This is a genomic window from Cupriavidus sp. DB3 (assembly GCF_020418465.1).
In the GTDB taxonomy this organism is placed as follows: Bacteria; Pseudomonadota; Gammaproteobacteria; order Burkholderiales; family Burkholderiaceae; genus Cupriavidus; species Cupriavidus cauae.
In genome coordinates this window covers 26,658-48,090 of the sequence record NZ_JAIZPL010000005.1, presented here as the reverse complement: position 1 = coordinate 48,090, position 21,433 = coordinate 26,658, and the positions used below count along the sequence as shown (strand labels likewise).

Below are 21,433 nucleotides of genomic sequence, written 5' to 3'. Positions count from 1 at the left end.
ACCATGACGCTGATTCGATCGCTTCGTCCGCGCACGTGGATGGCCGCGCTGCTGAGCATCGCCGCGCTGCTGGCGAACGCCCCCGCGGTGGCCGCCGATCCGGTGCGCGTGGGCGGCAAGAATTTCACCGAGCAGCTGATCCTGTCGTCGATGACCTCGCAGTACCTGCGCGCCAAGGGCCTGACCACCGAGCTGACCGCCGGACTGGGCAGCACGCTGATGCGCCAGGCGATGGAGAGCGGCCAGCTCGACGTGGTGTGGGACTACACCGGTACCGCGCTGATCGTGTTCAACCGCGTCGAGGAAAAACTCGATGCCGAGCAGAGCTACGCCCGCGTCAAGGCACTGGATGCGGCCAAGGGCCTGGTGTGGCTGCAGCCCTCGACGATCAACAACACCTATGCGCTGGCGATGCCGCGCCACCGCGCCGAAGCCGCCGGCGTGAGCTCGCTGTCGGAGCTCGCGGACAAGATCCGCGCCGACGGCGAGGACAAGCGCCACGCCTTCGCGGTCGACATGGAGTTCGCCGCGCGCCCCGACGGCCTGGAGCCGCTGAAGGCCGCCTACGGGCTGCCATGGACGCGGCGCGACGTGATCCAGCTCGATCCGGGCCTGGTCTACACCGCGCTGCGCAACGACCAGGTCCAGACCGGCCTGGTGTACGCCACCGACGGCCGCGTCAAGGGCTTCGACCTGGTGCTGCTGCGCGACGACAAGGGCTTCTTCCCGGCCTACCAGGCGGTGCCGGTGGTGCGCAAGGCGGTGCTCGACGCGCATCCGCAGCTGGCCGAGCTGCTGAACGCGCTGGCCGCGGCGCTCGACAACGCGTCGATGACGGAGATGAACTACCGCGTCGACATCGAACAGAAACCGGTCGATGCCGTCGCGGCCGACTTCCTGCGCCAGCACGGGCTGATCTGACGCCTGCGCCGGGACGCCCACGGACAACCACGGACAACCACGGACACTCCATGGACCTGATTTCCTATCTGCAACACAGCTGGCCGACGCTGCTGAAGATGACCGGCGAGCATCTCGCGCTGGTCGGCGCGGCGGTCGGGCTGGCGATCCTGATCGGGGTGCCGCTCGGCATCCTGGCCACGCGCTGGCGCTGGCTGGCCACGCCGATGATGACGCTGGCCACGGTGGTGCTGACGATCCCGTCGATCGCGCTGTTCGGCCTGATGATCCCGGTGTTCGCGCGTTTCGGCCACGCGCTCGGCTATCTGCCGGCCGTTACCGCGGTGTTCCTGTATTCGCTGCTGCCGATCCTGCGCAACACCTATGTGGCGCTGGCCGGCATCGACAGCGGCATCCAGGAGGCCGGGCGCGGCATCGGCATGACCACCTGGCAGCGCATGCGGCTGGTCGACCTGCCGCTGGCGGTGCCGGTGATCCTCGGCGGTGTGCGCACCGCGGTGGTGATGAACATCGGCGTGGCCACCATCGCCGCGCTGATCGGCGCCGGCGGCCTCGGCGTGCTGGTCCTGCAAGCGATCAGCCAGAGCAATATGAGCAAACTCGCGGTGGGCGCCGTCCTGGTCAGCCTGCTCGCCATCGTGGCGGACGTGTGCCTGCAATGGTTGCAGCGCGTGCTGACGCCCAAAGGAATCCGCACATGATCGAACTGGACCAACTGAGCAAATCGTTCACGCAGAAGGATGGCGCGCTGGTGCGCGCCGTCGACTCGGTGTCGCTGACGGTGCCGCGCGGCGAGATCTGCGTATTCCTCGGCCCGTCGGGCTGCGGCAAGACCACCACGCTGAAGATGATCAACCGGCTGATCCCGCCGACCTCGGGCCGCGTGCTGATCGAGGGCGAGGACACCGCCGGCATCGACGAGGTCGCGCTGCGCCGCAAGATCGGCTACGTGATCCAGCAGATCGGCCTGTTCCCCAACATGACGATCGAGCAGAACATCACCGTGGTGCCGCGCCTGCTGGGCTGGGACAAGCAGCGCTGCCGCGAACGCGCGCGCGAGCTGATGGCGATGGTGCAGCTCGATCCGAACCGGATGCTGTCGCGCTATCCGCGCGAACTGTCGGGCGGCCAGCAGCAGCGCATCGGCGTGATCCGCGCGCTCGCCGCCGACGCGCCGGTGCTGCTGATGGACGAGCCGTTCGGCGCAGTCGATCCGATCAACCGCGAAAGCATCCAGAACGAATTCCTGCAGATGCAGCGGCAGCTCGGCAAGACCGTGATCATGGTCTCGCACGACATCGACGAGGCGATCAAGCTGGCCGACAAGGTCGCGGTGTTCCGCGCCGGCAAGCTGGTCCAGTTCGATCATCCGGACGCGCTGCTGGCGCATCCGGCCGATGAGTTCGTGCAGGCCTTCGTCGGCCACGACAACACGCTCAAGCGCCTGCTGCTGGTGCGGGCCGGGGACGCCGCCACCATGGGCGCGACCGCGACGCCCGACATGCCGCTGGCGCAGGCGCTGGGGCTGATGGACGACGCCGACGTGCGCTACCTGCCGGTGCTCGATGCGGGCCAGCGCGCGCTGGGCTATGTGGCGCGCCGCGATGCGCGCAATCCGGCCGCGGGCAAGCAGGCCTGCGGCGACGTGCTGCGTCCGTTCGCCGCGACCGCGGCCTTCGACGAACATTTGCGCATCGTGCTGTCGCGCATGTACCAGCACAACACCAGCTGGCTGCCGGTGGTCGACGCCGAGGGCGTCTATCTGGGCGAGGTCACGCAGGAATCGATCGCGGGCTATCTGAGCTCGGGGCGCTCGCGCAGCAGCGGCATTGCCGCGCCCGGCACGTCCATCGCCCCGGCCGCTCAGGCTCCGGCTTCCGCTTCCACGGCCAGTGCCGCCGCGCCGCTGCGCGCGGCGGCCTGAAGGGCACGGATGACGGGCAGGGTGAAGGGCTGGGTGAAGGGGAGGGGTCTGAGCGCCCGCGGCACGGCCCCGTACGTCAGCGCAGCTTGCCGGGGCGCTCCATCGACCCGGCCAGCCTCTTCTTGATCGCGTCGATGGCCGCTTCGAGCTGTTCGCGGCAATGCAGCGAATCGGCGGCCTCGCGCACCCGCCACATCAGTTCCTTGCGCAGATGCCCCAGGCGGGTCTTGTAGTAGGTGTGCTCGGTGAAATCGGCATTGATCATCGCCGGGTTGATATAGATGCGATGGCCCCGCGCGCGCAGATCGGCGTGGAAACTGATGTGCTCGTTGACTTCCCCGCCGTTTGCATCGAGGCCCACATAGCGCCCTGTCACAAAGGCGTCCCTGCGGTAGACCGCGAAGCCGCCGAACGCCGACTCGACCTCGATCGGCGCGGCGTCAGACGGCACGCGGACCTGCTTGGAGGCGACGCACATTTCGACCGCCTGGCGATGGCCGACCACCGCGGCCATCTCGCGATAGGCCGCCCAGCAGTCGAGCGGCGCCCAGGCCGGATGCCGCAGGGCCCAGATATCGTAGTAGCCCAGCCGCTGGTTGGCCGTCATCACGCTCCAGTCGACGTCGCTGCGCCAGCAGCTGAGCACCGCCTCGGCGCTCAGCTGATGATTGATGTTGTCCAGGTCGGCGGCCATCACGTAGTCGACATGGCGATAGCGCGGGTCGTTGGCCACGCGCTCGACATAGACATTGCGGCAGACCGCGATGCGGTCGCATCGGATCGGATGGCGATCGCGCAGCGTGCCCATCGACTCGAAGACAAAGCCCGGCACCTGCGCGGCGAGCTGCCGCAGCCGCGGCACCGAATCGTCCACCGAGTCGCTTTCGATCAACAGGAAGCCGACCGAGGCGAAGCCGGACAGGATGCTGCGAAAGCGGGCCACTTCCTCCGCGATGGTCGCGCCGCAGTTCCGCACCGGTCCGACCACCACCACATGGGCGGCGGCGGGAGGGATGCGTTCGGCGCGCGGCGGAGCATTCATGGTGGCGATCCTTGGTCGTGGCGGGAGACGCGTGACGGTGATGACGTCACTGTACTTGCGCTTCTCCCCGGCGACTGTGGGATGGCTCGCATAGCGGGCCGCGCCGGGCCTGGGAATGGCCGCATTCAGCCGTGGCGTGGCAGAGGGCGCCGGGCGGCGCCCCCTTGCGGCAGGATCGTGTCAGGCGCGCGTCAGCTCGCCGTCGCGCAGCCGCCAGAGCCCCAGCGGATTGTCGTCGCGCAGCGCCGGCGGCAGCAGTTCGCCGGGCACGTTCTGATAGCAGACCGGACGCAGGAAGCGCGCGATCGCCGCGGCGCCGACCGAGGTCGTGCGCGCGTCGGAGGTGGCCGGGAACGGGCCGCCATGCACCATCGCGTAGGAAACTTCCACGCCGGTCGGATAGCCGTTGAACAGCACCCGTCCGGCCTTGCGCTCGAGCACCGGCAGCAGTTGCCGCGCCGCCGCGTGGTCGCCGGCATCGGCGTGCACGGTCGCGGTCAGCTGGCCCTCCAGGCTGCGCGTCAGCGCGGTCATCTCGTCGATGTCCCGGCAGGTCACCAGTACCGAAGACGGACCGAACACCTCGGCCTGCATCCGATGGTCGGCGATGAACTGCGCGGCGCTGGTCTCGAACATCGCGGCGCAGGCCTGGTTGGGGCCAGTGCCGGCCAGGCCCGTGCCGATGCGCTGCAGGCCGTTGATCTCGCCAAGCCTGGCCACGCCCTGCTGATAGGCCTGATGGATGCCCGGCGTCAGCATCGTGCCGGCCGGCTTGCCGCCCAGCGCCTGCACCGCGGCCGCGCGGAAGGCGGCCAGCGCCGGGCTGTCGATGGCGATCACGAGGCCCGGGTTGGTGCAGAACTGGCCGACCCCCATCACCAGCGAGTCGATCAGCTCGGCGGCGATGGGTTCGCCGCGGGCGGCCAGCGCCGCCGGCATCAGGAACACCGGATTGATGCTGCTCATCTCGGCATAGACCGGGATCGGCTGCGGCCGCTGCTGTGCCACGCGCGTCAGCGCCAGGCCGCCGCCGCGCGAGCCGGTGAAGCCCACCGCCTGGATCGCCGGATGCGCGACCAGCGCGGTGCCGATCTCGTTGCCGGCGCCCAGCACCAGCGAGAACACGCCTTCCGGCAGCCCGGCGTCGGCCACCGCCTGCTGAATCACGCGGCCGACCAGCTCGGAGGTACCCAGATGGGCGGGGTGCGACTTGGCGACGACCGGGCAGCCCGCCGCCAGCGCCGACGCGGTATCGCCGCCGGCCACCGAGAACGCGAGCGGGAAGTTGCTGGCGCCGAATACCGCCACCGGGCCCAGCGCGATGTTCTGCATGCGCAGGTCGGGACGCGGCGGCGTGCGCTCGGGCAGCGCGCTGTCCCAGGTGGCCTGCTGCCAGCGGCCGTCGCGCAGTACGCGGGCGAACAGACGCAGCTGATTGGCGGTGCGGCCGCGTTCGCCCTGCAGACGCGCCAGCGGCAGGCCGCTCTCGCGATGGGCGCGTTCGATGAGCGTGTCGCCGAGCGCCTCGATGCCGTCGGCGATGCGCTCCAGAAAGGCGGCGCGCTGTTCCGGCAGCGTGTTGCGGAAGGGATCGAAGGCCTGTTCGGCCAGCACGCAGGCACGGTCGACCTCGGCCGCGCCGCCGCCGTGGAAGTCGGGGCCCAGCGTCGCGCCGGTGGCGGGATCGATCGCCTGCAGCACGGCGTCCTGGCCGCGCACGGCGCTGGCGCCGATCAGCATCTCTCCGGTGATCTTCATTGGCTTCTCCTGAAAACGTCGATGGCGCAGCGGCCGCCGCGGTTCCAGACCGGGGGCGGCCGATGCGCCGGGGGCATCATGGCGCGCGCCGCGCCGGCATGACCGGCCGCGGCGCGCGCACGAACGAACAGCGTTACTGGCCGCCGACCTTGTCGATCAGCCGTTGCAGCATCGCGCATTCCTCTTCGCTCAGATCGGTCAGCGGCGCGCGCACCGGGCCGGCGTCATGGCCGACCAGGCGGGCGCCCGCCTTGATGATGCTGACCGCGTAGCCCTGCTTGCGGTTGCGGATGTCGAGGTAGGGCAGGAAGAAGGTATCGATCAGGCGGCCGACGGTCTCGTGATCCTCGGCGGCGATGGCGCGATAGAAGTCCATCGCGGTCTTCGGGATGAAGTTGAACACCGCCGACGAGTAGACCGGCACGCCCAGCGCGCGATAGGCGGCGGCGTAGACCTCGGCCGTCGGCAGCCCGCCCAGGTAGGCGAAGCGCTCGCCCAGCCGGCGGCGGATCGACACCATCAGTTCGATGTCGCCCAGGCCGTCCTTGTAGCCGATCAGGTTCGGGCAGCGCTCGGCCAGCCGTTCCAGCTGCACCGCGTTCAGGCGGCACACCGCGCGGTTGTAGACGATCACGCCGCAGGACACCGAGCGGCAGACCGCCTCGACGTGGTTGGCGATGCCTTCCGGGCTTGCCTCGGTCAGGTAGTGGGGCAGCAGCAGCACGCCGTGGGCGCCCAGGCGCTCGGCCTCCTGCGCATAGGCGATCGCCACGCGGGTCGGGCCGCCGGCGCCGGCGATGATCGGCACCTTGCCGCGGCAGGTATCGACCGCGGTGCGGATGATGTCGCTGTACTCATTGGGAGCCAGCGAGAAGAACTCGCCGGTGCCGCCCGCGGCGAACAGCGCGCTGGCGCCGTACGGGGCCAGCCATTCGAGGCGCTTGGCGTAGGAGGCCGCGGCGAAGTCGCCGTTGGCGTCGAAATCGGTCACCGGGAACGACAGCAGGCCGGCGCTGATGATCTGTTTGAGGTCTTGGGGGTTCAGGGACATGGTGGTTTCCGATGAAAAGGCCGGGCGGCGTGCCCGAATGCGCATCGTGGGTCGGTGACGGCGCCGCGGTAGGGAAGCGCCATTCGATGGTCGCCATCATAAGACATCGTACAACTATGGTGCAAGGGGCTGGCGCCGGGGGTTAACCCTCGGCGCCGCGTATCGGGATCAGGCTGGGGTGTTGGCGGCCGCGGCCGAGGCCTTGCGCAGGCGTTCGCGGCTGTTGGTCAGATGCATGCGCATCGCCGCCTTGGCGCCATCGGGGTCGCGGCGCTCGATCGCGTCGTAGATGCTGTCGTGCTCGAAGTTGACCCGTTCCAGATATTGCTCGCGGTCGCCGGGCGTGACGTGCAGCCGGCCGCGCGGGATCACCGAGGCGCCGAGATGGCCCAGCATCTCGCTGAAGTAGCGGTTGCCGGTGGCGCGCGCGACGGCCAGGTGGAAGGCGAAGTCGGAGGCGACCGAATCGCCCCCGGAAGCGGCGGTGCGCTTCAGCTCGTCCAGCGCGCGCCGCATCTCGGCCAGATCGGCGTCACTGCGCCGCACGGCCGCCAGCCCGGCGGCTTCGGCTTCGATGCTGACGCGGAATTCCAGCATCGCCAGCACGTCCATCGCCGTGACCATGGCCGACGGATCGATGCGGAAGGGAGAGCCCGATTCGGCCGGGGGCGGGGTCAGCACGAAGGTACCGATGCCGTGGCGGGTCTCGACCAGGCCGCTCGCCTGCAGGCGGGACAGCGCCTCGCGCACCACGGTGCGGCTGACGCCGAGCGTGGCCATGATTTCCGATTCGGTGGGCAGCTTGTCGCCGGGGCGCAGCGTGCCCTGGCGAATGCTGTCGGTCAGGCTGGCGACCGCTTCTTCGGCCAGCGTGCGGCCGCGGCGGCGAAGCGGCGTGGGGGCCAAGGTCGAGGCTTTCATAGGGTAAGTACGGTGCTTGACCGGTTCTGGAACGGCTCATTATACTGCGTCGTAAGTTATACGACGACTGATAACCGACTTTACCTCGTCCCGCTCCGTGCCACCATCGGGTGTGCCCCGGAGCCGGGCGACAAAAAGCCATCCGAGACAGCATTCCGAGACGCTTCATGACAGACCAACCGATCTCCGCGCCGGGCGCCACGCCCGTCGTCACCGAACTGACCGTGATCCCGGTCGCCGGCCACGACAGCATGCTGATGAACCTGTCGGGCGCCCACGGTCCCTTCTTCACGCGCAACGTGGTGCTGCTCAAGGACAGCGCCGGCCGTACGGGCGTCGGCGAGGTGCCGGGCGGCGAGGGTATCCGGCAGACGCTGGAGGACGCCCGCCCGCTGGTCGTCGGCCAGCCGATCGGCGCCTACCAGGCGGTGCTCAATCGCGTGCGGCAGGCCTTCGCCAGCCGCGATGCGGGCGGGCGCGGCCTGCAGACCTTCGATCTGCGCATCACGATCCATGCGGTCACCGCGCTGGAAGCGGCGCTGCTCGACCTGCTGGGCAAGCACCTGGACGTGCCGGTCGCCGCGCTGCTCGGCGAAGGGCAGCAGCGCGATGCCGTCGAGATGCTGGGCTATCTGTTCTATATCGGCGACCGCAAGCGCACCACGCTGCCGTATCGCCAGGAAGCCGATGCCGACGATGCCTGGTTCCGGCTGCGCAACGAGGAGGCGATGACGCCCGAGGCGGTGGTGCGCCTGGCCGAGGCCGCCTACCAGCGCTACGGTTTCAACGACTTCAAGCTCAAGGGCGGCGTGCTGCGCGGCGACGAGGAAATGGAAGCGATCGTCGCGCTGGCCGAGCGCTTTCCCAAGGCCCGCATCACGCTCGATCCGAACGGCGCCTGGTCGCTGGCCGAGGCGGTCCGGCTGTGCCGCGACAAGCATGGCGTGCTCGCCTACGCCGAGGACCCGTGCGGCGCCGAGGACGGCTATTCGGGCCGCGAGATCATGGCCGAATTCCGCACCGCCACCGGGCTGCCGACCGCGACCAACATGATCGCCACCGACTGGCGGCAGATGGGCCATGCCGTGCGGCTGCAGTCGGTCGACATTCCGCTGGCCGATCCGCACTTCTGGACCATGCAGGGCTCGGTGCGCGTCGCGCAGATGTGCGCGGAGTGGGGGCTCACATGGGGCTCGCATTCGAACAACCACTTCGATATCTCGCTGGCGATGTTCACCCATGTGGCCGCGGCCGCGCCGGGGCGTGTCACCGCGATCGACACGCACTGGATCTGGCAGGACGGCCAGCGCCTGACCAAGGAGCCGCTGAAGATCGAAGGCGGCATGGTGCAGGTGCCCAAGCGCCCCGGCCTCGGCGTCGAGATCGACATGGCCGAGCTGGAGAAGGCCCATCAGACCTATCGCAACATGGGACTGGGGGCGCGAGACGACGCGGTGGCGATGCAGTTCCTGATCCCGGGCTGGAAATTCGACAACAAGGCGCCGTGCATGGTGCGGTAGCGGGATTCGGCGGCATCGCCGCCGGTATCCGAAACACCGTCGTCGAAGCGACGACATCGAAACGACATCATCTAACGACCGCAGCTCGACCACGAGCAGAGATTCAGGAGACAACATGAGCAAGACCCACTTCCTGCGCGGCGCCGCCGCGACCGCGCAAACCTGTGTGCGCCGCCTGCCGCGGCTGATGCTGACGGCGGGCGTGCTGGCCGGCGCGTTCGCCGCCGGCCTGCTGGCCACCGGCACCGCCGCCGCGCAGGACTGGCCGCAGAAACCGGTGACCGTGGTGGTGCCGTTCCCGCCGGGCGGTTCGACCGACACCATCGCGCGCATGCTGGCGCAGCCGCTGAACGAAAAGCTGGGCCAGCCCTTCGTGGTCGAGAACCGTCCGGGCGCGACCGGCGCGATCGGCGCGGCGATGGTCAAGCGCGCGCCGCCCGACGGCTACACGATCATGATCGCGTCGATCGGCGTCTACGCGGTCAACCCCTTCCTGCAGAAGAACCTGCCGTACGATCCGGCCAAGGACTTCGACCTGCTGACGGTCGCGGTGCGCGCCCCCAACGTGCTGGTCGCCAATCCGTCGGTCGCGGCGCGCAGCGTGCAGGACCTGGTGGCCCATATGAAGAAGAACCCGGGCAAGGTCAGCTTCGCCTCGTCGGGCGCCGGTTCGTCCGACCACCTGACCGCGGCGCTGTTCTGGCAGAAGACCGGCACCACCGGCCTGCACGTGCCGTACAAGGGCGGCGGCCCGGCGATCCAGGATCTGCTGGCCGGCCAGGTCGAGGTCTCGTTCCAGAACATCAACGCGGTGATCCAGCACATCAAGGCCGGCAAGCTGAAGGCGCTGGCGATTACCTCGGAGAAGCGCTCGCCGCTGCTGCCGGACGTGCCGACGCTGGCCGAAGCGGGCGTCAAGGATGTTGAGGTCTACTCGTGGCAGGCGGTTGCCGCCCCGCGCGGACTGCCGGCCAACGTCAAGTCGCGCCTGCACGGTGCGCTGGTCAGCTCGCTGACCGATCCGAAGATGCGCGCCAAGCTGGCCGAGACGGGCTTCGAGGTCGTCGCCAATACGCCGGAGCAGTTCGCGCAGTTCGAGAACCAGGAACTGCAGCGCTGGAAGAACGTGATCGAGACCGGCAAGATCACCATCGATTGAGATTGACGATCGGCGATCGGCGATTCTCTCCACGACATGTCGTTGCCCCGCCCTGTGCGGGGCTTTTTTATGGTCGCGCGGATATGGCCGTAGTCACGTGGCCTTGGGATGTGTGGGTGGGGGATGAAGGGGCGGGACAAGGGCCCGGATACGTGCCCGGGAACAAGGGCCGGCAATAAGGTCGGGCAATAAGGGCGGAGAAGGCGGTGAGGGCGGTGAGGGCGGAGAGAAGGCCGCGATGGGGCCGGGACCTTGTGCCTCGGATGGCGGAGACGGTGAGATTCGAACTCACGGATGGGTCACCCCATCGGCAGTTTTCAAGACTGCTGCCTTAAACCACTCGGCCACGTCTCCAGTCCCCTTGATGGCCGGCCTTGCGACCGGCCGCGCATTATAGCAAGGCGGGTTGGGCCCGGGAAACGGGGCGGCAAACGGGCCGCGGAAAGGCCGCGGAAAGGCCGCGGAAACGGGCAGGGAAACGCCTCGTTACACATCTTGCACCGCGGGAAGACAAGAAACGCGGGCTGTCGGCGTCCGTCCGACATCGCGGAACCTTGTCTGGATGTATATCTCCTAGGGCAGGAGGGAGCGGCGCCGCGCCGCATCCCGTCTCTTCTCGTCCCAGTCAGGAGAACATTAAATGAATGGCAAGACTTTGTTGGGCACCGCTGCGCTGGCCGCGGCAATCGGCACCGCCGGCTGCGCGGCGCCCGGTGGCGGTTATGGCTACGGTGCCCCCAATGCCGGCTACCAGACCGGCCAGGGGGCCTACCAGGCGCCCGCGGGCTCGGTGTTCTACGGCCGCGTCGAAGCGATCGAGCCGATCCAGCAACCGCGCGGTGCCAGCTCGGGTCTGCTCGGCACGGTGATCGGCGGCCTCGCCGGCGGCCTGCTCGGCCACCAGATCGGTGGCGGCCGCGGCCAGACCATCGCGACCATCGGCGGTGCGGTGGCGGGCGGCGTGGCCGGCAACCAGATCGAACAGCGCGCCACCGGCGGCATGGAAACCGTCTATCGCGTGCACGTGCGCCTGGACGATGGCCGCATGGCCACCGTGACGCAGCGTCAGGCCAACAATCTGCAGGTCGGCCAGCGCGTGCAGGTCGCCAACGACATGGCGTCGCCGATCTGACGCTGACGCGATGTCCGCCGCTGCGATGGCAGCGTGAGATGGAAAAAGGCCGCAAGTCTGAATTGCGGCCTTTTTCTTTGGTGCGGCGGGTTCGGCCGCTGCGCCTCACGACTTCAGGAAGATTTCCTGCAGGTCGTTCAGGAAGCGCCGGCCCAGCTCGGTCGGGCGGATCACGGTCGGGTCCGGGTCCAGCAGGCCCTTGTCGGTCGCCAGCGCCAGCTCGCGCCGGATCGCATGCAGCGGCAGGCCGGTGTGGTCGTGGAACAGGCTCGCCGGCACGCCGTCGGTCAGCCGCAGCGCGTTCAGCATGAACTCGAACGGCAGCTCGGTCGCATCGACGTCGCGCGCCTCCTGTACCGCGTTGCCGGCCATCGCCTGCGCCATATAGGTGGCCGGATGCTTGTAGCGCATCTGGCGCAGCACGCGATGCGGGAACGACAGCTTGCCGTGCGCGCCCGCGCCGATGCCGAGGTAGTCGCCGAAGCGCCAGTAGTTCAGGTTGTGGCGCGCCTCGCGATGCGGCTGCGCATAGGCCGAGGTCTCGTAATGGCGATACCCGGCCTCGGCGGTGCGCGCCTCGATCCAGTCCTGCATCTCGTAGGCGGTGTCGTCGTCGGGCAGCGCCGGCGGAAAGCGCGCGAACAGCGTGTTCGGCTCCAGCGTCAGGTGGTACAGCGACAGGTGCGAGGTGCGGTACGACAGCGCCGTCTCGACATCCTGCCGGCACTGCGCCAGCGTCTGTTGGGGCAGTGCATACATCAGGTCCAGATTGACGTTGTCGAAGTGGCGCAGCGCGATGTCGATCGCGGCGCGGGCCTCGGCGCCGCCGTGGATGCGGCCCAGCGCCTGCAGGTGTTCGTCGTCGAAGCTCTGGATCCCGATCGACAGCCGGTTGATGCCGCTGGCGCGATAGCTGGCGAAGCGTTCGGCTTCGAAGGTGCCGGGGTTGGCCTCCATCGTGATCTCGGCATCGGCGTCGAGCGGCAGCAGCGCGCGGATGTCGGACAGCAGACGGTCCATGCCGGCGGCCGACAGCAGGCTCGGCGTGCCGCCGCCGATGAAGACCGTATGCACGGGGCGTCCCCAAACCAGCGGCAGCGACTGCTCGAGGTCCGCGCGCAGCGCGTCCAGGTACGCGGCCTCGGGAATCTCGCTGCCGTCGGGCGCCGCGTGCGAATTGAAGTCGCAGTACGGGCATTTGCGCACGCACCAGGGCACATGCACATACAGCGACAGCGGCGGCGAGGCCGGCAGCGAGATCTGCCCCGGCTTGAGCCACAGGCCGACGCTGTCGCCGCCCGATGCAGCAGGGGCGGGCGCGGCGGCGCCGGAAGCCGGGACGGGAACGATCGGAATCATGGCTGGCCGTGGGCGGCGGTGGGGGCGGTGGGGGCGGCCGCATCCCGGCGCAGCCGCTCGCACAGCGCCTGCAATGCCAGCGCACGATGGCTGACGCGGTTCTTCTCTTCGGCCGACAGCTCGGCGGCGGTCTTGCCCAGCGCCGGCAGCAGGAAGTACGGGTCGTAGCCGAAGCCGCCGTCGCCGCGCGGGGTGTCGACGACCTCGCCGTCCCAGCGGCCCTCCGCGATGATCGGGCACGGATCGTCGGCGTGGCGCACCAGCACCAGCACGCAGTAGTAGTGGGCGCGGCGGTTGGTCTGGCCCGCCAGTTCGGCGATCAGATGCGCGTTGTTGGCGGCGTCGCTCTTCTCCTTGCCGGCCAGCTGCGCGTAGCGCGCCGAATAGACGCCGGGCGCGCCGCCCAGCGCATCGACGCTGATGCCGGAGTCGTCGGCCAGCGCCGGCAGGCCCGACAGGCGGCTGGCATGGCGCGCCTTGGCCAGCGCGTTCTCGACGAAGGTCACGTGCGGTTCCTCGGCCTCGGGGATGCCCAGCTCTCGCTGCGGCACCACGTCGAAGCCCAGCGGTGCCAGCAGCGCGCCGAACTCGCGCAGCTTGCCCGCGTTGTTCGAGGCCAGCACCAGGCGTTGCGGCGCGCGCATCGCGATGCCCGTCGTCATGCCCGCGTTCATGCCCGCGTTCATGTCCGCCGTCATGCCAGATCCAGCGCCTGGCGCTGCATCGTGACCAGCTGGGCGATGCCGCGCTCGGCCAGCTGCGTCATCGCGTCGAGCTGCGCGCGCGAGAACGGTACGCCCTCGGCGGTGCCCTGGACCTCGACGAAGCCGCCGCTGCCCGTCATCACCACGTTCATGTCGGTGTCGCAGGCGCTGTCCTCGGCGTAGTCGAGGTCGAGCACCGGCACGCCGTCGACCATGCCGACCGATACCGCGGCGACGAAGTCGCGGATCGGGCTTGCGGTAATCAGGCCGTCGCGCAGCATCACCGAGACGGCGTCGTGCGCGGCGACGAAGGCGCCGGTGATCGCGGCGGTGCGGGTGCCGCCATCGGCCTGCAGCACGTCGCAGTCGAGCTGCAGCGTGTATTCGCCGAGATTGGACAGATCGAACACGGAGCGCAGCGCGCGGCCGATCAGACGCTGGATCTCCTGCGTGCGCCCCGACTGCTTGCCGCGCGCGGCCTCGCGGTCCGAGCGGGTATGGGTGGCGCGCGGCAGCATGCCGTATTCGGCCGTCACCCAGCCTTCGCCGCTGCCCTTCTTGTGGGGCGGCACCTTGGCCAGCACGCTGGCGGTGCACAGCACCTTGGTGTCGCCGAAGGCGGTCAGCACCGCACCTTCGGCGTGCCGGGTGTAATGGCGGGTCAGGGTGATCGGGCGCAGCGCATCGGCCGCGCGTCCACTGGGTCGCATGGAGGCTCTCTTGGAAGGGAAATCGGGGAACAGGCGCGATTTTAACGCCGGGCGGCGCGGGACGCTGGCGGGGAGGGCGGCGCGCGGGCGGTCGGACGCCAGGATGGGGTCCGGCGATGGAGTCGGCCACGGAGCCCGCGATGGGCGGGTATGGGCCTGGCATGGGCCTGGCATGGATCCGCGTGGCTGCGCCATGGGTCCGCATGGGCCGGACCGCGCCCCCGCGGGGCCCGCGGGGCAAAGTTCTTTACAATACAGTGTTCATTACAGTGTTGGTCAGCCCACCTGCCGGGCCGGCCGCGATCGCCGCGCCGTGCGGTCCTCGCCGCCAGCCCCTTCAAGAGACGAATCCATGATCCATAGCATGACCGGATATGGCCTGGCGACGCGCCAGGCACCGCTGACCGACGCGCATGGCGCGCCCAGCGGCAGGACCGCCGCCGTGTCGGTCGAATTCCGCACCGTCAATTCGCGCTTCCTCGATCTGCTGTTCCGCGCGCCGGAAGAATGCCGCGCCTTCGAGCCGGCCCTGCGCGAGATGCTGATGGCCAAGCTGTCGCGCGGCAAGCTCGAGTGCCGCATCAACCTGCAGCGCACCGACGCGGGCGGCGCGGCGCTGGCGCTCAATACCGGCCTGCTGGCGCAGCTGCGCGAGCTCGAGGCCACCGTCGCGCAGACCTTCGACCAGGCCGGCACGCTGCGCATGGGCGAGATCCTGCGCTGGCCCGGCGTGCTGATCGAGCCCGAGCTGTCGCAGGACGCGCTGCGCGAAGCGGTGCTCGGCGCCGCCAAGGACGCGCTGGCGCAGCTGCTCGAAGCGCGCCGCCGCGAGGGCGATGCGCTCAAGGCCACGCTGGTGGACCGCATCGACGCGATGCTGGCGATCGTGCAGCGCCTGGCGCCCGCGGTGCCGGACCTGATCGCGCAGCATCAGGAAAAACTGACCGAGCGCCTGCAGGAGGCCTTCAACCTGGTCGCGCCGAACGGCATGCCGTCGATGTCGCGCGACGAGATCGGCGAGCGCATCCGCCAGGAGGCGACCGTCTACGGCATCCGCATCGATATCGCCGAGGAGCTGTCCCGGCTCGAGGCGCATCTGAACGAGACCCGGCATATCCTCGACAAGGGCGGCCAGGTCGGCAAGCGGCTCGACTTCATGATGCAGGAGCTGAACCGCGAGGCCAACACGCTGGGCTCGAAGGCCGCGGCCAAGGAGCTCGCCGATGCCTCGATGGAGCTCAAGCTGCTGATCGAGCAGATGCGCGAACAGATTCAAAATCTCGAATGACCAACATGAGCGACCCGACTCAGTCCCATCCTTCGTCCCAGTCTTCGCCCAACGCGCAGTCCAGCGCGCCGGCGCAATCGTCCGCGCAGGCGTCCGCGCAACCGGTGGCGCAAGCGCATACCGCGATCGACACCGTCTACCCCGGCAACCTCTTCATGGTGGTGGCCCCGTCGGGGGCGGGCAAGTCCACGCTGGTCAACGCGCTGCTGGCGCAGGACCCGTCGATCCGCCTGTCGATCTCGCACACCACGCGGCCGCCGCGTCCGGGCGAGCAGGATGGACGCGAGTACCACTTCACCACGATCGAGGCCTTCCGCGAGGCGCGCGATCGCGGCGAGTTCCTTGAATGGGCCGAGGTCCACGGCAACTACTACGCGACCTCGCGCGTCTGGATCGAGCAGCAGATGGCGCACGGCCACGACGTGCTGCTGGAGATCGACTGGCAGGGCGCGCAGCAGGTGCACAAGCGCTTCTCCAACGCGGTCGAGGTCTTCATCCTGCCGCCGTCGCTGACCGCGCTCGAGGAGCGCCTGCGCAAGCGCGGGCAGGACGAGCCCAACGTGATCGTGCGGCGCCTGCTGGCGGCCGGCAGCGAGATGGCGCATGCCTCCGAAGCCGACTACGTGATCATCAACGACGTGTTCGAGGAAGCGCTGGAAAAGCTGCGCTGCGTGGTGCGTGCCACGCGCCTGCGTTTCTCGTCGCAGAAGGCCCGGCACGCCGATCTGTTCATCGAACTCGGCATCCACTGAAACGCGAGGCCGCGGGGCCGCGGGCCACCTGCGGTAAAATGGCGGCCATCGCATAGGTTCTGTCTCAAGGTAGATTTGATATGGCGCGTATTACCGTCGAAGATTGTCTGAAACACATCCCGAACCGCTTCGAGCTCGCGCTCGCGGCGACCTACCGCGCGCGCCAGCTGGTGCAGGGGCACACGCCGAAGGTCGAGGCCAAGGACAAGCCGACCGTGGTGGCACTGCGCGAGATCGCGTCGGGCCAGGTCGGCATCGAAATGCTGAAGAAGGTGCCGACCTGATTTTCGGCTGGCGGCCCGGTCTTTCAACGGCATTGCGAACTCCTCTGGAATCCCGCCCGATCGTCGCTCTGGTCGACCGGATTGCCCTGATCGCACTCGTTGCCCACGTCTGAACCACAGGCCGCCATCATGCCCTCGTCGCCGCGCTCTTCCTCGCGATCGTCGCCCAAACCGGGCAGCACGGGGGAGACGCGCGCCGCGGCGCGCACCGGCGCGCCCAACATGCCCGATCCCCTGGGCGACGACGTGGTGGGCGAGCGTGCCGTAGCGCCGGCGATGGCACCCGCCAAGAGCCGGGGCGCCAGCGTCCCCGCCACACAGCCGCGCGAGGCCGACAGCGGCGTCGCGGTGGCCGCGGCGGCCGCACCGGCTGCCGACAGCCTCTTCATCGACGCGGTCCTCGCGCAGACGTACCGGCATTTCTTCGGGCCGACCTCGCAGCCCGCGGTGCCGCCGCGGCAGCAGGTGATCTCCATCGCCGCCCTGATGGAGAAGCTCAATTACCTCAAGCCGGCCGACCAGGCCCTCGTCCGGGAGGCCTTCCAGTTTTCCGACGAAGCCCACCTCGGGCAGTACCGGCAGAGCGGCGAGCCGTACATCACGCATCCGGTGGCGGTCGCCGAGCTGTGCGCCGAGTGGAAGCTCGATGCGCAATCGATCATGGCGGCGCTGCTGCACGACGTGATCGAGGACCAGGGCATCACCAAGAGCGAGCTGGCCGAGAAGTTCGGTCCCAAGGTCGCCGAACTGGTCGACGGCCTGACCAAGCTGGACAAGCTCGAATTCCAGAGCCGCGAGCAGGCGCAGGCGGAGAGCTTCCGCAAGATGCTGCTGGCGATGGCGCGCGACGTGCGCGTGATCCTTGTCAAGCTGGCGGACCGCACGCACAACATGCGGACGCTGGACTTCGTGCCGCCGGAGAAGCGCCGGCGCATCGCGCTGGAAACGATGGAGATCTACGCGCCGATCGCGCATCGGCTCGGTCTGAACAGCACCTATCGCGAGCTGCAGGAACTGTCGTTCAAGGTCGGCTCGCCGTTCCGCTACGCCACGCTGGAGAAGGCCGTCAGGGCCGCGCGCGGCAATCGCCGCGAGGTGGTCTCGCGCATCCTCGAGGCCGCGCAGAGCGCGCTGGCCAACGCGGGCATCGTCGCCGAGCTGTCCGGCCGCGAGAAGACGCTGTACAGCATCTACCGCAAGATGCACGACAAGCAGCTGTCGTTCTCGCAGGTGCTCGACGTGTACGGCTTTCGCGTCGTGGTCGAGACGCAGATGCACTGCTACATGGCGCTCGGCGCGCTGCATGGGCTGTACAAGCCGATGCCGGGCAAGTTCAAGGACTACATCGCGATCCCGAAGATCAACGGCTACCAGTCGCTGCATACGACGCTGGTGGGTCCCTTCGGCACGCCGGTCGAATTCCAGATCCGCACGCGCGAGATGCACCAGATCGCCGAGGCCGGCGTCGCGGCGCACTGGATGTACAAGCACCACGCCGACCAGATCAACGACATCCAGCAGCAGGCGCACCAGTGGCTGCAGTCGCTGCTCGATATCCAGAGCCAGACCGGCGATTCGCAGGAATTCCTCGAGCACGTCAAGATCGACCTGTTCCCGGACGCGGTCTATGTGTTCACGCCGAAGGGCCATATCCGCGCGCTGCCGCGCGGCGCCACGGCGCTCGACTTCGCCTATGCGGTGCACAGCGACCTGGGCAACCAGTGCGTCGCGGTCAAGATCAACAACGAGCTGCTGCCGCTGCGCACGGAGCTCAAGAGCGGCGATATCGTCGAGGTCATCACCGCCCCGTATTCGAAGCCCAATCCTGCCTGGCTGTCGTTCGTGCGTACCGGCAAGGCGCGTGCGGCGATCCGCCACTATCTGAAGACCACCAAGCTCGACGAGGCGATCCAGCTCGGCGAGCGCCTGCTGGAGCAGGCCGCGCGCCAGCTCGGCATCGACCTGAAGGCGGTGCCGCAGCCGGTGTGGGAGCGGATGATCCAGTGGACCGGCAACAAGCAGCGCGACGACATCTTCGCCGACCTGGCGCTGGGACGGCGCGTGCCGGCGGTGGTCGCCAAGCGCATGGAGATCCTGCTGCAGGAGCTGTCGGGCGACTTCGATACCGCGCTGATGGCGGCGGTGCAGACCTTCGCCAGCGAGGACGCGCCCGCGGTGCCGATCACCGGCGACGAGGGCATGTCGATGATCTTCTCGGCGTGCTGCCGGCCGATTCCCGGCGATTCGATCGTCGGCTATCTCGGCAAGGGCGAAGGGCTGCAGATCCATGTGCAGGACTGCAAGGTCGCCAAGCGGCTGCACAGCAAGGATCCGGAGCACTGGATCGAGGTCATGTGGGCGAACAAGACCACGCGCGCCTTCGATGTCTCGATCAAGGTGCTGGTGCGCAACGTCAAGGGCATCGTCGCGCGGGTGGCCGCGGACCTGACCGCCGCCGACGCCAACGTCGCGCACGTCGCGATGGAGCACCAGGACAACGGGCGGCAGGAAGCGACCTACATGCAGTTCGTGATCCAGGTCCACGACCGCCTGCACCTGGCCAACGTGATGCGGGCCCTGCGCCGCAACACCGACGTCATCCGCATCTTCCGCGACCGCAACGACGGCTGACGCGCCGCCGGCAGCGGCGAGGCGCCAGGCGGCAGGCCTCAGGCCTCAGGCCTCAGGCCTCGCCGCGCTTCGGATAGCGGACTTCCAGAATATCGATCTGTTCGATGCCGTTGGGCGTGCGCAGCGGCACGGTATCGCCTTCGCGGGCCTTGATCAGCGCCTTGGCGATCGGCGAGATCCAGCTGACCCGGTGCGCGTCCAGATCGACCTCGTCCATGCCGACGATGGTGATGGTGTTTTCCTCGCCGGACTGGTTGGCGTAGGTCACCGTCGCGCCGAAGAAGATCTGGTCGTTGTCGCCCTGCAGCGAGGGGTCGACCACCTCGGCCTTGTCGAGCCGGCGGGTCAGGAAGCGGATGCGGCGATCGATCTCGCGCAGGCGCTTCTTGCCATAGAGATAGTCGCCGTTCTCGGAACGATCGCCGTTCGACGCGGCCCACGAGACGATCTGCACGATCTCCGGGCGCTCGACATCGATCAGGTGCATCAGCTCGTCGCGCAGCCGCTGGTAGCCCTGCGCCGTGATGTAGTTCTTGGTGCCGGCCGGCAGCGGCGTCGCGCCTTCCGGGAGGTCGTCGTCTTCGTCGTCCGACGGTTCTTTGACAAAAGCCTTGCTCATGGTACGGATCACTTCTTGATGGGCAGACATTATAGGAACAGCGGCCGGCGAGGGTGACGCGGAAAAAGATGGTGCAGGGGGCTTCCCAAAAACAAAAAACGCGATATAATCTCTTTCTCGCGTGCGGCTGTAGCTCAGTTGGATAGAGTACTTGGCTACGAACCAAGGGGTCGTGGGTTCGAATCCTGCCAGCCGCGCCACCTACATGCAGTTCGAACGGCTTGGAGAGTTCTCTCTCTCCAAGCCGTTTTTGTTTTGGGGCGTCGATGTCGATGTCGATGTCGATGTCGATGTCGATGTCGATGTCGATGTCGATGTCGATGTCGATGTTGGATTCAGCGTAGATGCTTCGGTTCGGCATTGGCCCTTCATTTGGGCGTTGGCCCTTCGGCCGGGCGTCTCGGCACCTTGGCGCTCTGGCTTCTTGTCCCGGCGCTTCGGCTCCGCCATTCTCCGACAGCCACGTCAGTCTCCCTCGCATTGCGCGCACCGGATGGCCGGCCTAGCCTGAACCTGTGTACCCGAGCAATGCAGGAGGCGCGATGCATGACGACGACTGGCGTGTCGAGGACTATCGCGGCATGGACGTCTATGTGCTGGTGTCCGAGCGACCGGGCGGAGGGTCGCCGGGCTGGGCCTACGAGGTCCGCATCGGCCAGGAAGGAGGCGACCCCAGCGATGCCGGCGATGTCGAGATGATCTCCAGCGGCGACCAGGTCTTTGCGACCCGCCATGCCGCAGAGGTCGCGGCGTTCAGCGCGGGCTATGCGCGCGTGGATCGTATTCTTGGGCCGGAGTCCTGAAGCTGGCGGTCGCGGTCACGGTCACGGTCGCAGTATGATCGTGCTCGTGGTAGTCGCGGCGCGGGCGATGCCGCCGATCATGTCACGTTGTGATGGATTGGCGCCTGGCGCCCGAGATTGACGCCGACAATAATGCTTGCAATGGCGGCGCGATTGCTGCATAATGTTGTTCTTCCAGACGCGGGGTGGAGCAGTCTGGCAGCTCGTCGGGCTCATAACCCGAAGGTCGCAGGTTCAAATCCTGCCCCCGCAACCAAATTCCCGAGATGTCGCCGTGATTCACGGCAAAACGCACGATCCCCGGTCCTTGAACCAGGTACCGTGCGGACATCTCAGCGGCACGCAGTATCTCTCACGCAGTACCCCCAGTACTCCCGCAATCATCCCCTCTCCGCAGTACCGCCTTCCGCGCAGTACCGTCTTCCGCGCCCGTCTTCCGATATCCCGGCAAACTCGGATATCACCGTTTCCGATCCGCTGGCGCCTTGCCGTGCCCGTGTTCCGCGCCTACCCCGCGGAACCGCCCGCCAGCGCCAGCGCCTGCTCGAAGGTCTCGCGTATCGCCGGCTGATCTTCGCGCTCAGCGGCTTCGGCGCGCTCGCGCAGCCGAGCGACCAGCACCTGCAGGTTGTTGCCGACCGGCGCGGTCTTGCTGGCGTCGCATTCGCTGACCGCCTCGGTCATCAACTGCTGCAGTTCCTCACCGACATCGGCGCCGTCGAACGCGCTGACCGACAGCGCCGAGATGCGCTCGAGGTAAAGGTTGACCAGCGCTTCGTCGTGTACCGGTTCGGGCATGTCCATCTCGGCCTCCGTGCTGTGGGTTGGCGGTGTGATGTCCATTCTAGTGGCGCC

At 68.3% G+C, this 21,433-nt stretch carries 22 protein-coding genes and 3 tRNA genes; 14 read left to right on the top strand and 11 right to left on the bottom strand.

Annotated features, from left to right (window positions below; genetic code table 11):
- Nucleotides 1-3: 3 nt before the first annotated feature.
- Genes K7G19_RS16640 through K7G19_RS16630 form a run of 3 tightly spaced genes read left to right on the top strand, consistent with a single transcriptional unit; the run spans nucleotide 4 to nucleotide 2,845 of the window.
- Nucleotides 4-921: a glycine betaine ABC transporter substrate-binding protein gene (locus tag K7G19_RS16640; protein WP_370639563.1), complete on the top strand. Its 918-nt coding sequence runs from the start codon at nucleotides 4-6 to the stop codon at nucleotides 919-921.
- 50 nt (nucleotides 922-971) lie between these two features.
- The gene (locus tag K7G19_RS16635; RefSeq protein WP_226108222.1) at nucleotides 972-1,622 is read left to right on the top strand and encodes an ABC transporter permease; all 651 of its coding nucleotides are present in this window, start codon (nucleotides 972-974) and stop codon (nucleotides 1,620-1,622) included.
- The gene (locus K7G19_RS16630; RefSeq protein WP_150084559.1) at nucleotides 1,619-2,845 is read left to right on the top strand and encodes a betaine/proline/choline family ABC transporter ATP-binding protein; all 1,227 of its coding nucleotides are present in this window, start codon (nucleotides 1,619-1,621) and stop codon (nucleotides 2,843-2,845) included. Before K7G19_RS16635 ends, K7G19_RS16630 begins: the two co-directional genes overlap by 4 nt.
- Before the next feature lie 76 nt (nucleotides 2,846-2,921).
- On the opposite strand, the gene K7G19_RS16625 is transcribed toward K7G19_RS16630, so the two are convergent.
- From K7G19_RS16625 to K7G19_RS16610, 4 genes are all read right to left on the bottom strand, one after another.
- A complete protein-coding gene (locus K7G19_RS16625) occupies nucleotides 2,922-3,887 on the bottom strand; it encodes a hypothetical protein (protein WP_226108220.1) in 966 nt (321 codons plus the stop codon).
- A 180-nt stretch (nucleotides 3,888-4,067) separates the two neighbouring features.
- A complete protein-coding gene (locus K7G19_RS16620; protein WP_226108218.1) occupies nucleotides 4,068-5,645 on the bottom strand; it encodes an aldehyde dehydrogenase (NADP(+)) in 1,578 nt (525 codons plus the stop codon).
- A gap of 133 nt (nucleotides 5,646-5,778) precedes the next feature.
- On the bottom strand, nucleotides 5,779-6,696 hold the full coding sequence (kdgD, locus tag K7G19_RS16615) for a 5-dehydro-4-deoxyglucarate dehydratase (RefSeq protein WP_223129683.1): 918 nt from the start codon (nucleotides 6,694-6,696) through the stop codon (nucleotides 5,779-5,781).
- A gap of 168 nt (nucleotides 6,697-6,864) precedes the next feature.
- Complete coding sequence (locus K7G19_RS16610) at nucleotides 6,865-7,617, bottom strand: FadR/GntR family transcriptional regulator (RefSeq protein WP_226108216.1); 753 nt, start codon at nucleotides 7,615-7,617, stop codon at nucleotides 6,865-6,867.
- A gap of 167 nt (nucleotides 7,618-7,784) precedes the next feature.
- Between K7G19_RS16610 and gudD the strand changes: the two genes are divergently transcribed.
- Together gudD and K7G19_RS16600 are read left to right on the top strand one after the other, a co-directional pair.
- Nucleotides 7,785-9,137 carry a glucarate dehydratase gene (gene gudD / locus K7G19_RS16605; protein WP_226108214.1) on the top strand — a complete coding sequence of 451 codons (1,353 nt, stop codon included), beginning with the start codon at nucleotides 7,785-7,787 and terminating at the stop codon, nucleotides 9,135-9,137.
- 187 nt (nucleotides 9,138-9,324) lie between these two features.
- On the top strand, nucleotides 9,325-10,296 hold the full coding sequence (locus K7G19_RS16600) for a tripartite tricarboxylate transporter substrate binding protein (protein WP_223819814.1): 972 nt from the start codon (nucleotides 9,325-9,327) through the stop codon (nucleotides 10,294-10,296).
- A 264-nt stretch (nucleotides 10,297-10,560) separates the two neighbouring features.
- On the opposite strand, the gene K7G19_RS16595 is transcribed toward K7G19_RS16600, so the two are convergent.
- A tRNA-Ser gene (locus tag K7G19_RS16595) sits at nucleotides 10,561-10,650 on the bottom strand.
- A gap of 286 nt (nucleotides 10,651-10,936) precedes the next feature.
- Between K7G19_RS16595 and K7G19_RS16590 the strand changes: the two genes are divergently transcribed.
- A complete protein-coding gene (locus K7G19_RS16590) occupies nucleotides 10,937-11,428 on the top strand; it encodes a glycine zipper 2TM domain-containing protein (RefSeq protein ID WP_149317954.1) in 492 nt (163 codons plus the stop codon).
- A gap of 105 nt (nucleotides 11,429-11,533) precedes the next feature.
- Here the strand turns inward: K7G19_RS16590 and hemW are convergent, their stop codons facing one another.
- The 3 genes from hemW to rph are packed head-to-tail and all read right to left on the bottom strand — an operon-like array spanning nucleotide 11,534 to nucleotide 14,201.
- On the bottom strand, nucleotides 11,534-12,787 hold the full coding sequence (hemW, locus tag K7G19_RS16585) for a radical SAM family heme chaperone HemW (protein WP_150084566.1): 1,254 nt from the start codon (nucleotides 12,785-12,787) through the stop codon (nucleotides 11,534-11,536).
- The gene (rdgB, locus tag K7G19_RS16580; protein WP_226108606.1) at nucleotides 12,784-13,473 is read right to left on the bottom strand and encodes an RdgB/HAM1 family non-canonical purine NTP pyrophosphatase; all 690 of its coding nucleotides are present in this window, start codon (nucleotides 13,471-13,473) and stop codon (nucleotides 12,784-12,786) included. Before rdgB ends, hemW begins: the two co-directional genes overlap by 4 nt.
- A gap of 8 nt (nucleotides 13,474-13,481) precedes the next feature.
- Nucleotides 13,482-14,201, bottom strand: a complete 720-nt coding sequence (gene rph, locus K7G19_RS16575; RefSeq protein WP_226108212.1) for a ribonuclease PH — start codon at nucleotides 14,199-14,201, stop codon at nucleotides 13,482-13,484.
- A gap of 352 nt (nucleotides 14,202-14,553) precedes the next feature.
- Between rph and K7G19_RS16570 the strand changes: the two genes are divergently transcribed.
- The 3 genes from K7G19_RS16570 to rpoZ all read left to right on the top strand — a co-directional run bounded on the left by K7G19_RS16570 (nucleotide 14,554) and on the right by rpoZ (nucleotide 16,525).
- Nucleotides 14,554-15,489 (top strand): YicC/YloC family endoribonuclease, encoded by a 936-nt coding sequence (locus tag K7G19_RS16570; protein ID WP_149317957.1) that lies wholly within the window; start codon nucleotides 14,554-14,556, stop codon nucleotides 15,487-15,489.
- 155 nt (nucleotides 15,490-15,644) lie between these two features.
- Nucleotides 15,645-16,241, top strand: a complete 597-nt coding sequence (gene gmk, locus K7G19_RS16565) for a guanylate kinase (protein ID WP_187829170.1) — start codon at nucleotides 15,645-15,647, stop codon at nucleotides 16,239-16,241.
- An 80-nt stretch (nucleotides 16,242-16,321) separates the two neighbouring features.
- Nucleotides 16,322-16,525 carry a DNA-directed RNA polymerase subunit omega gene (rpoZ, locus tag K7G19_RS16560; RefSeq protein WP_006578656.1) on the top strand — a complete coding sequence of 68 codons (204 nt, stop codon included), beginning with the start codon at nucleotides 16,322-16,324 and terminating at the stop codon, nucleotides 16,523-16,525.
- Nucleotides 16,526-16,548: 23 nt separating this feature from the next.
- Here rpoZ and K7G19_RS16555 read toward each other — a convergent pair whose 3' ends face one another.
- Nucleotides 16,549-16,749, bottom strand: coding sequence for a hypothetical protein (locus K7G19_RS16555; RefSeq protein ID WP_149317958.1), 201 nt, complete (start codon nucleotides 16,747-16,749; stop codon nucleotides 16,549-16,551).
- On the opposite strand from K7G19_RS16555, the gene K7G19_RS16550 reads away from it, so the two are divergent.
- A complete protein-coding gene (locus tag K7G19_RS16550; protein WP_149317959.1) occupies nucleotides 16,748-19,156 on the top strand; it encodes a bifunctional (p)ppGpp synthetase/guanosine-3',5'-bis(diphosphate) 3'-pyrophosphohydrolase in 2,409 nt (802 codons plus the stop codon). The two genes, K7G19_RS16555 and K7G19_RS16550, sit on opposite strands and share 2 nt — an antisense overlap.
- Before the next feature lie 52 nt (nucleotides 19,157-19,208).
- Here the strand turns inward: K7G19_RS16550 and greB are convergent, their stop codons facing one another.
- The gene (gene greB / locus K7G19_RS16545) at nucleotides 19,209-19,775 is read right to left on the bottom strand and encodes a transcription elongation factor GreB (RefSeq protein ID WP_187829164.1); all 567 of its coding nucleotides are present in this window, start codon (nucleotides 19,773-19,775) and stop codon (nucleotides 19,209-19,211) included.
- A gap of 123 nt (nucleotides 19,776-19,898) precedes the next feature.
- Between greB and K7G19_RS16540 the strand changes: the two genes are divergently transcribed.
- The 4 genes from K7G19_RS16540 (at nucleotide 19,899) to K7G19_RS16525 (ending at nucleotide 20,834) form a co-directional block, all read left to right on the top strand.
- Nucleotides 19,899-19,975: transfer RNA gene (locus tag K7G19_RS16540), tRNA-Arg, on the top strand.
- On the top strand, nucleotides 19,948-20,286 hold the full coding sequence (locus K7G19_RS16535) for a hypothetical protein (protein WP_226108210.1): 339 nt from the start codon (nucleotides 19,948-19,950) through the stop codon (nucleotides 20,284-20,286). The genes K7G19_RS16540 and K7G19_RS16535 overlap by 28 nt, the downstream gene beginning before the upstream one ends.
- A 31-nt stretch (nucleotides 20,287-20,317) precedes the next feature.
- Entirely contained in the window at nucleotides 20,318-20,578 is a 261-nt protein-coding gene (locus tag K7G19_RS16530) for a hypothetical protein (RefSeq protein ID WP_150084568.1), read from the top strand.
- Nucleotides 20,579-20,757: 179 nt separating this feature from the next.
- A tRNA-Met gene (locus tag K7G19_RS16525) sits at nucleotides 20,758-20,834 on the top strand.
- A 251-nt stretch (nucleotides 20,835-21,085) separates the two neighbouring features.
- Here K7G19_RS16525 and K7G19_RS16520 read toward each other — a convergent pair.
- Nucleotides 21,086-21,376 carry a hypothetical protein gene (locus K7G19_RS16520; RefSeq protein WP_149317962.1) on the bottom strand — a complete coding sequence of 97 codons (291 nt, stop codon included), beginning with the start codon at nucleotides 21,374-21,376 and terminating at the stop codon, nucleotides 21,086-21,088.
- Nucleotides 21,377-21,433: the final 57 nt, after the last annotated feature.

Coding starts and splice junctions, on each gene's coding strand:
- rpoZ (WP_006578656.1), top strand. CDS start 16,322: ATGGCGCGTATTACCGTCGAAGATTGTCTGAAACACATCCCGAACCGC.
- K7G19_RS16590 (WP_149317954.1), top strand. CDS start 10,937: ATGAATGGCAAGACTTTGTTGGGCACCGCTGCGCTGGCCGCGGCAATC.
- K7G19_RS16620 (WP_226108218.1), bottom strand. CDS start 5,645: ATGAAGATCACCGGAGAGATGCTGATCGGCGCCAGCGCCGTGCGCGGC.
- K7G19_RS16625 (WP_226108220.1), bottom strand. CDS start 3,887: ATGAATGCTCCGCCGCGCGCCGAACGCATCCCTCCCGCCGCCGCCCAT.
- K7G19_RS16555 (WP_149317958.1), bottom strand. CDS start 16,749: ATGTTGGGCGCGCCGGTGCGCGCCGCGGCGCGCGTCTCCCCCGTGCTG.
- K7G19_RS16600 (WP_223819814.1), top strand. CDS start 9,325: ATGCTGACGGCGGGCGTGCTGGCCGGCGCGTTCGCCGCCGGCCTGCTG.
- rph (WP_226108212.1), bottom strand. CDS start 14,201: ATGCGACCCAGTGGACGCGCGGCCGATGCGCTGCGCCCGATCACCCTG.
- K7G19_RS16630 (WP_150084559.1), top strand. CDS start 1,619: ATGATCGAACTGGACCAACTGAGCAAATCGTTCACGCAGAAGGATGGC.
- K7G19_RS16550 (WP_149317959.1), top strand. CDS start 16,748: ATGCCCGATCCCCTGGGCGACGACGTGGTGGGCGAGCGTGCCGTAGCG.
- K7G19_RS16520 (WP_149317962.1), bottom strand. CDS start 21,376: ATGCCCGAACCGGTACACGACGAAGCGCTGGTCAACCTTTACCTCGAG.
- greB (WP_187829164.1), bottom strand. CDS start 19,775: ATGAGCAAGGCTTTTGTCAAAGAACCGTCGGACGACGAAGACGACGAC.
- gmk (WP_187829170.1), top strand. CDS start 15,645: ATGGTGGTGGCCCCGTCGGGGGCGGGCAAGTCCACGCTGGTCAACGCG.
- K7G19_RS16570 (WP_149317957.1), top strand. CDS start 14,554: ATGATCCATAGCATGACCGGATATGGCCTGGCGACGCGCCAGGCACCG.
- hemW (WP_150084566.1), bottom strand. CDS start 12,787: ATGATTCCGATCGTTCCCGTCCCGGCTTCCGGCGCCGCCGCGCCCGCC.
- rdgB (WP_226108606.1), bottom strand. CDS start 13,473: ATGAACGCGGGCATGAACGCGGGCATGACGACGGGCATCGCGATGCGC.
- K7G19_RS16640 (WP_370639563.1), top strand. CDS start 4: ATGACGCTGATTCGATCGCTTCGTCCGCGCACGTGGATGGCCGCGCTG.
- K7G19_RS16530 (WP_150084568.1), top strand. CDS start 20,318: ATGCATGACGACGACTGGCGTGTCGAGGACTATCGCGGCATGGACGTC.
- kdgD (WP_223129683.1), bottom strand. CDS start 6,696: ATGTCCCTGAACCCCCAAGACCTCAAACAGATCATCAGCGCCGGCCTG.
- K7G19_RS16610 (WP_226108216.1), bottom strand. CDS start 7,617: ATGAAAGCCTCGACCTTGGCCCCCACGCCGCTTCGCCGCCGCGGCCGC.
- gudD (WP_226108214.1), top strand. CDS start 7,785: ATGACAGACCAACCGATCTCCGCGCCGGGCGCCACGCCCGTCGTCACC.
- K7G19_RS16635 (WP_226108222.1), top strand. CDS start 972: ATGGACCTGATTTCCTATCTGCAACACAGCTGGCCGACGCTGCTGAAG.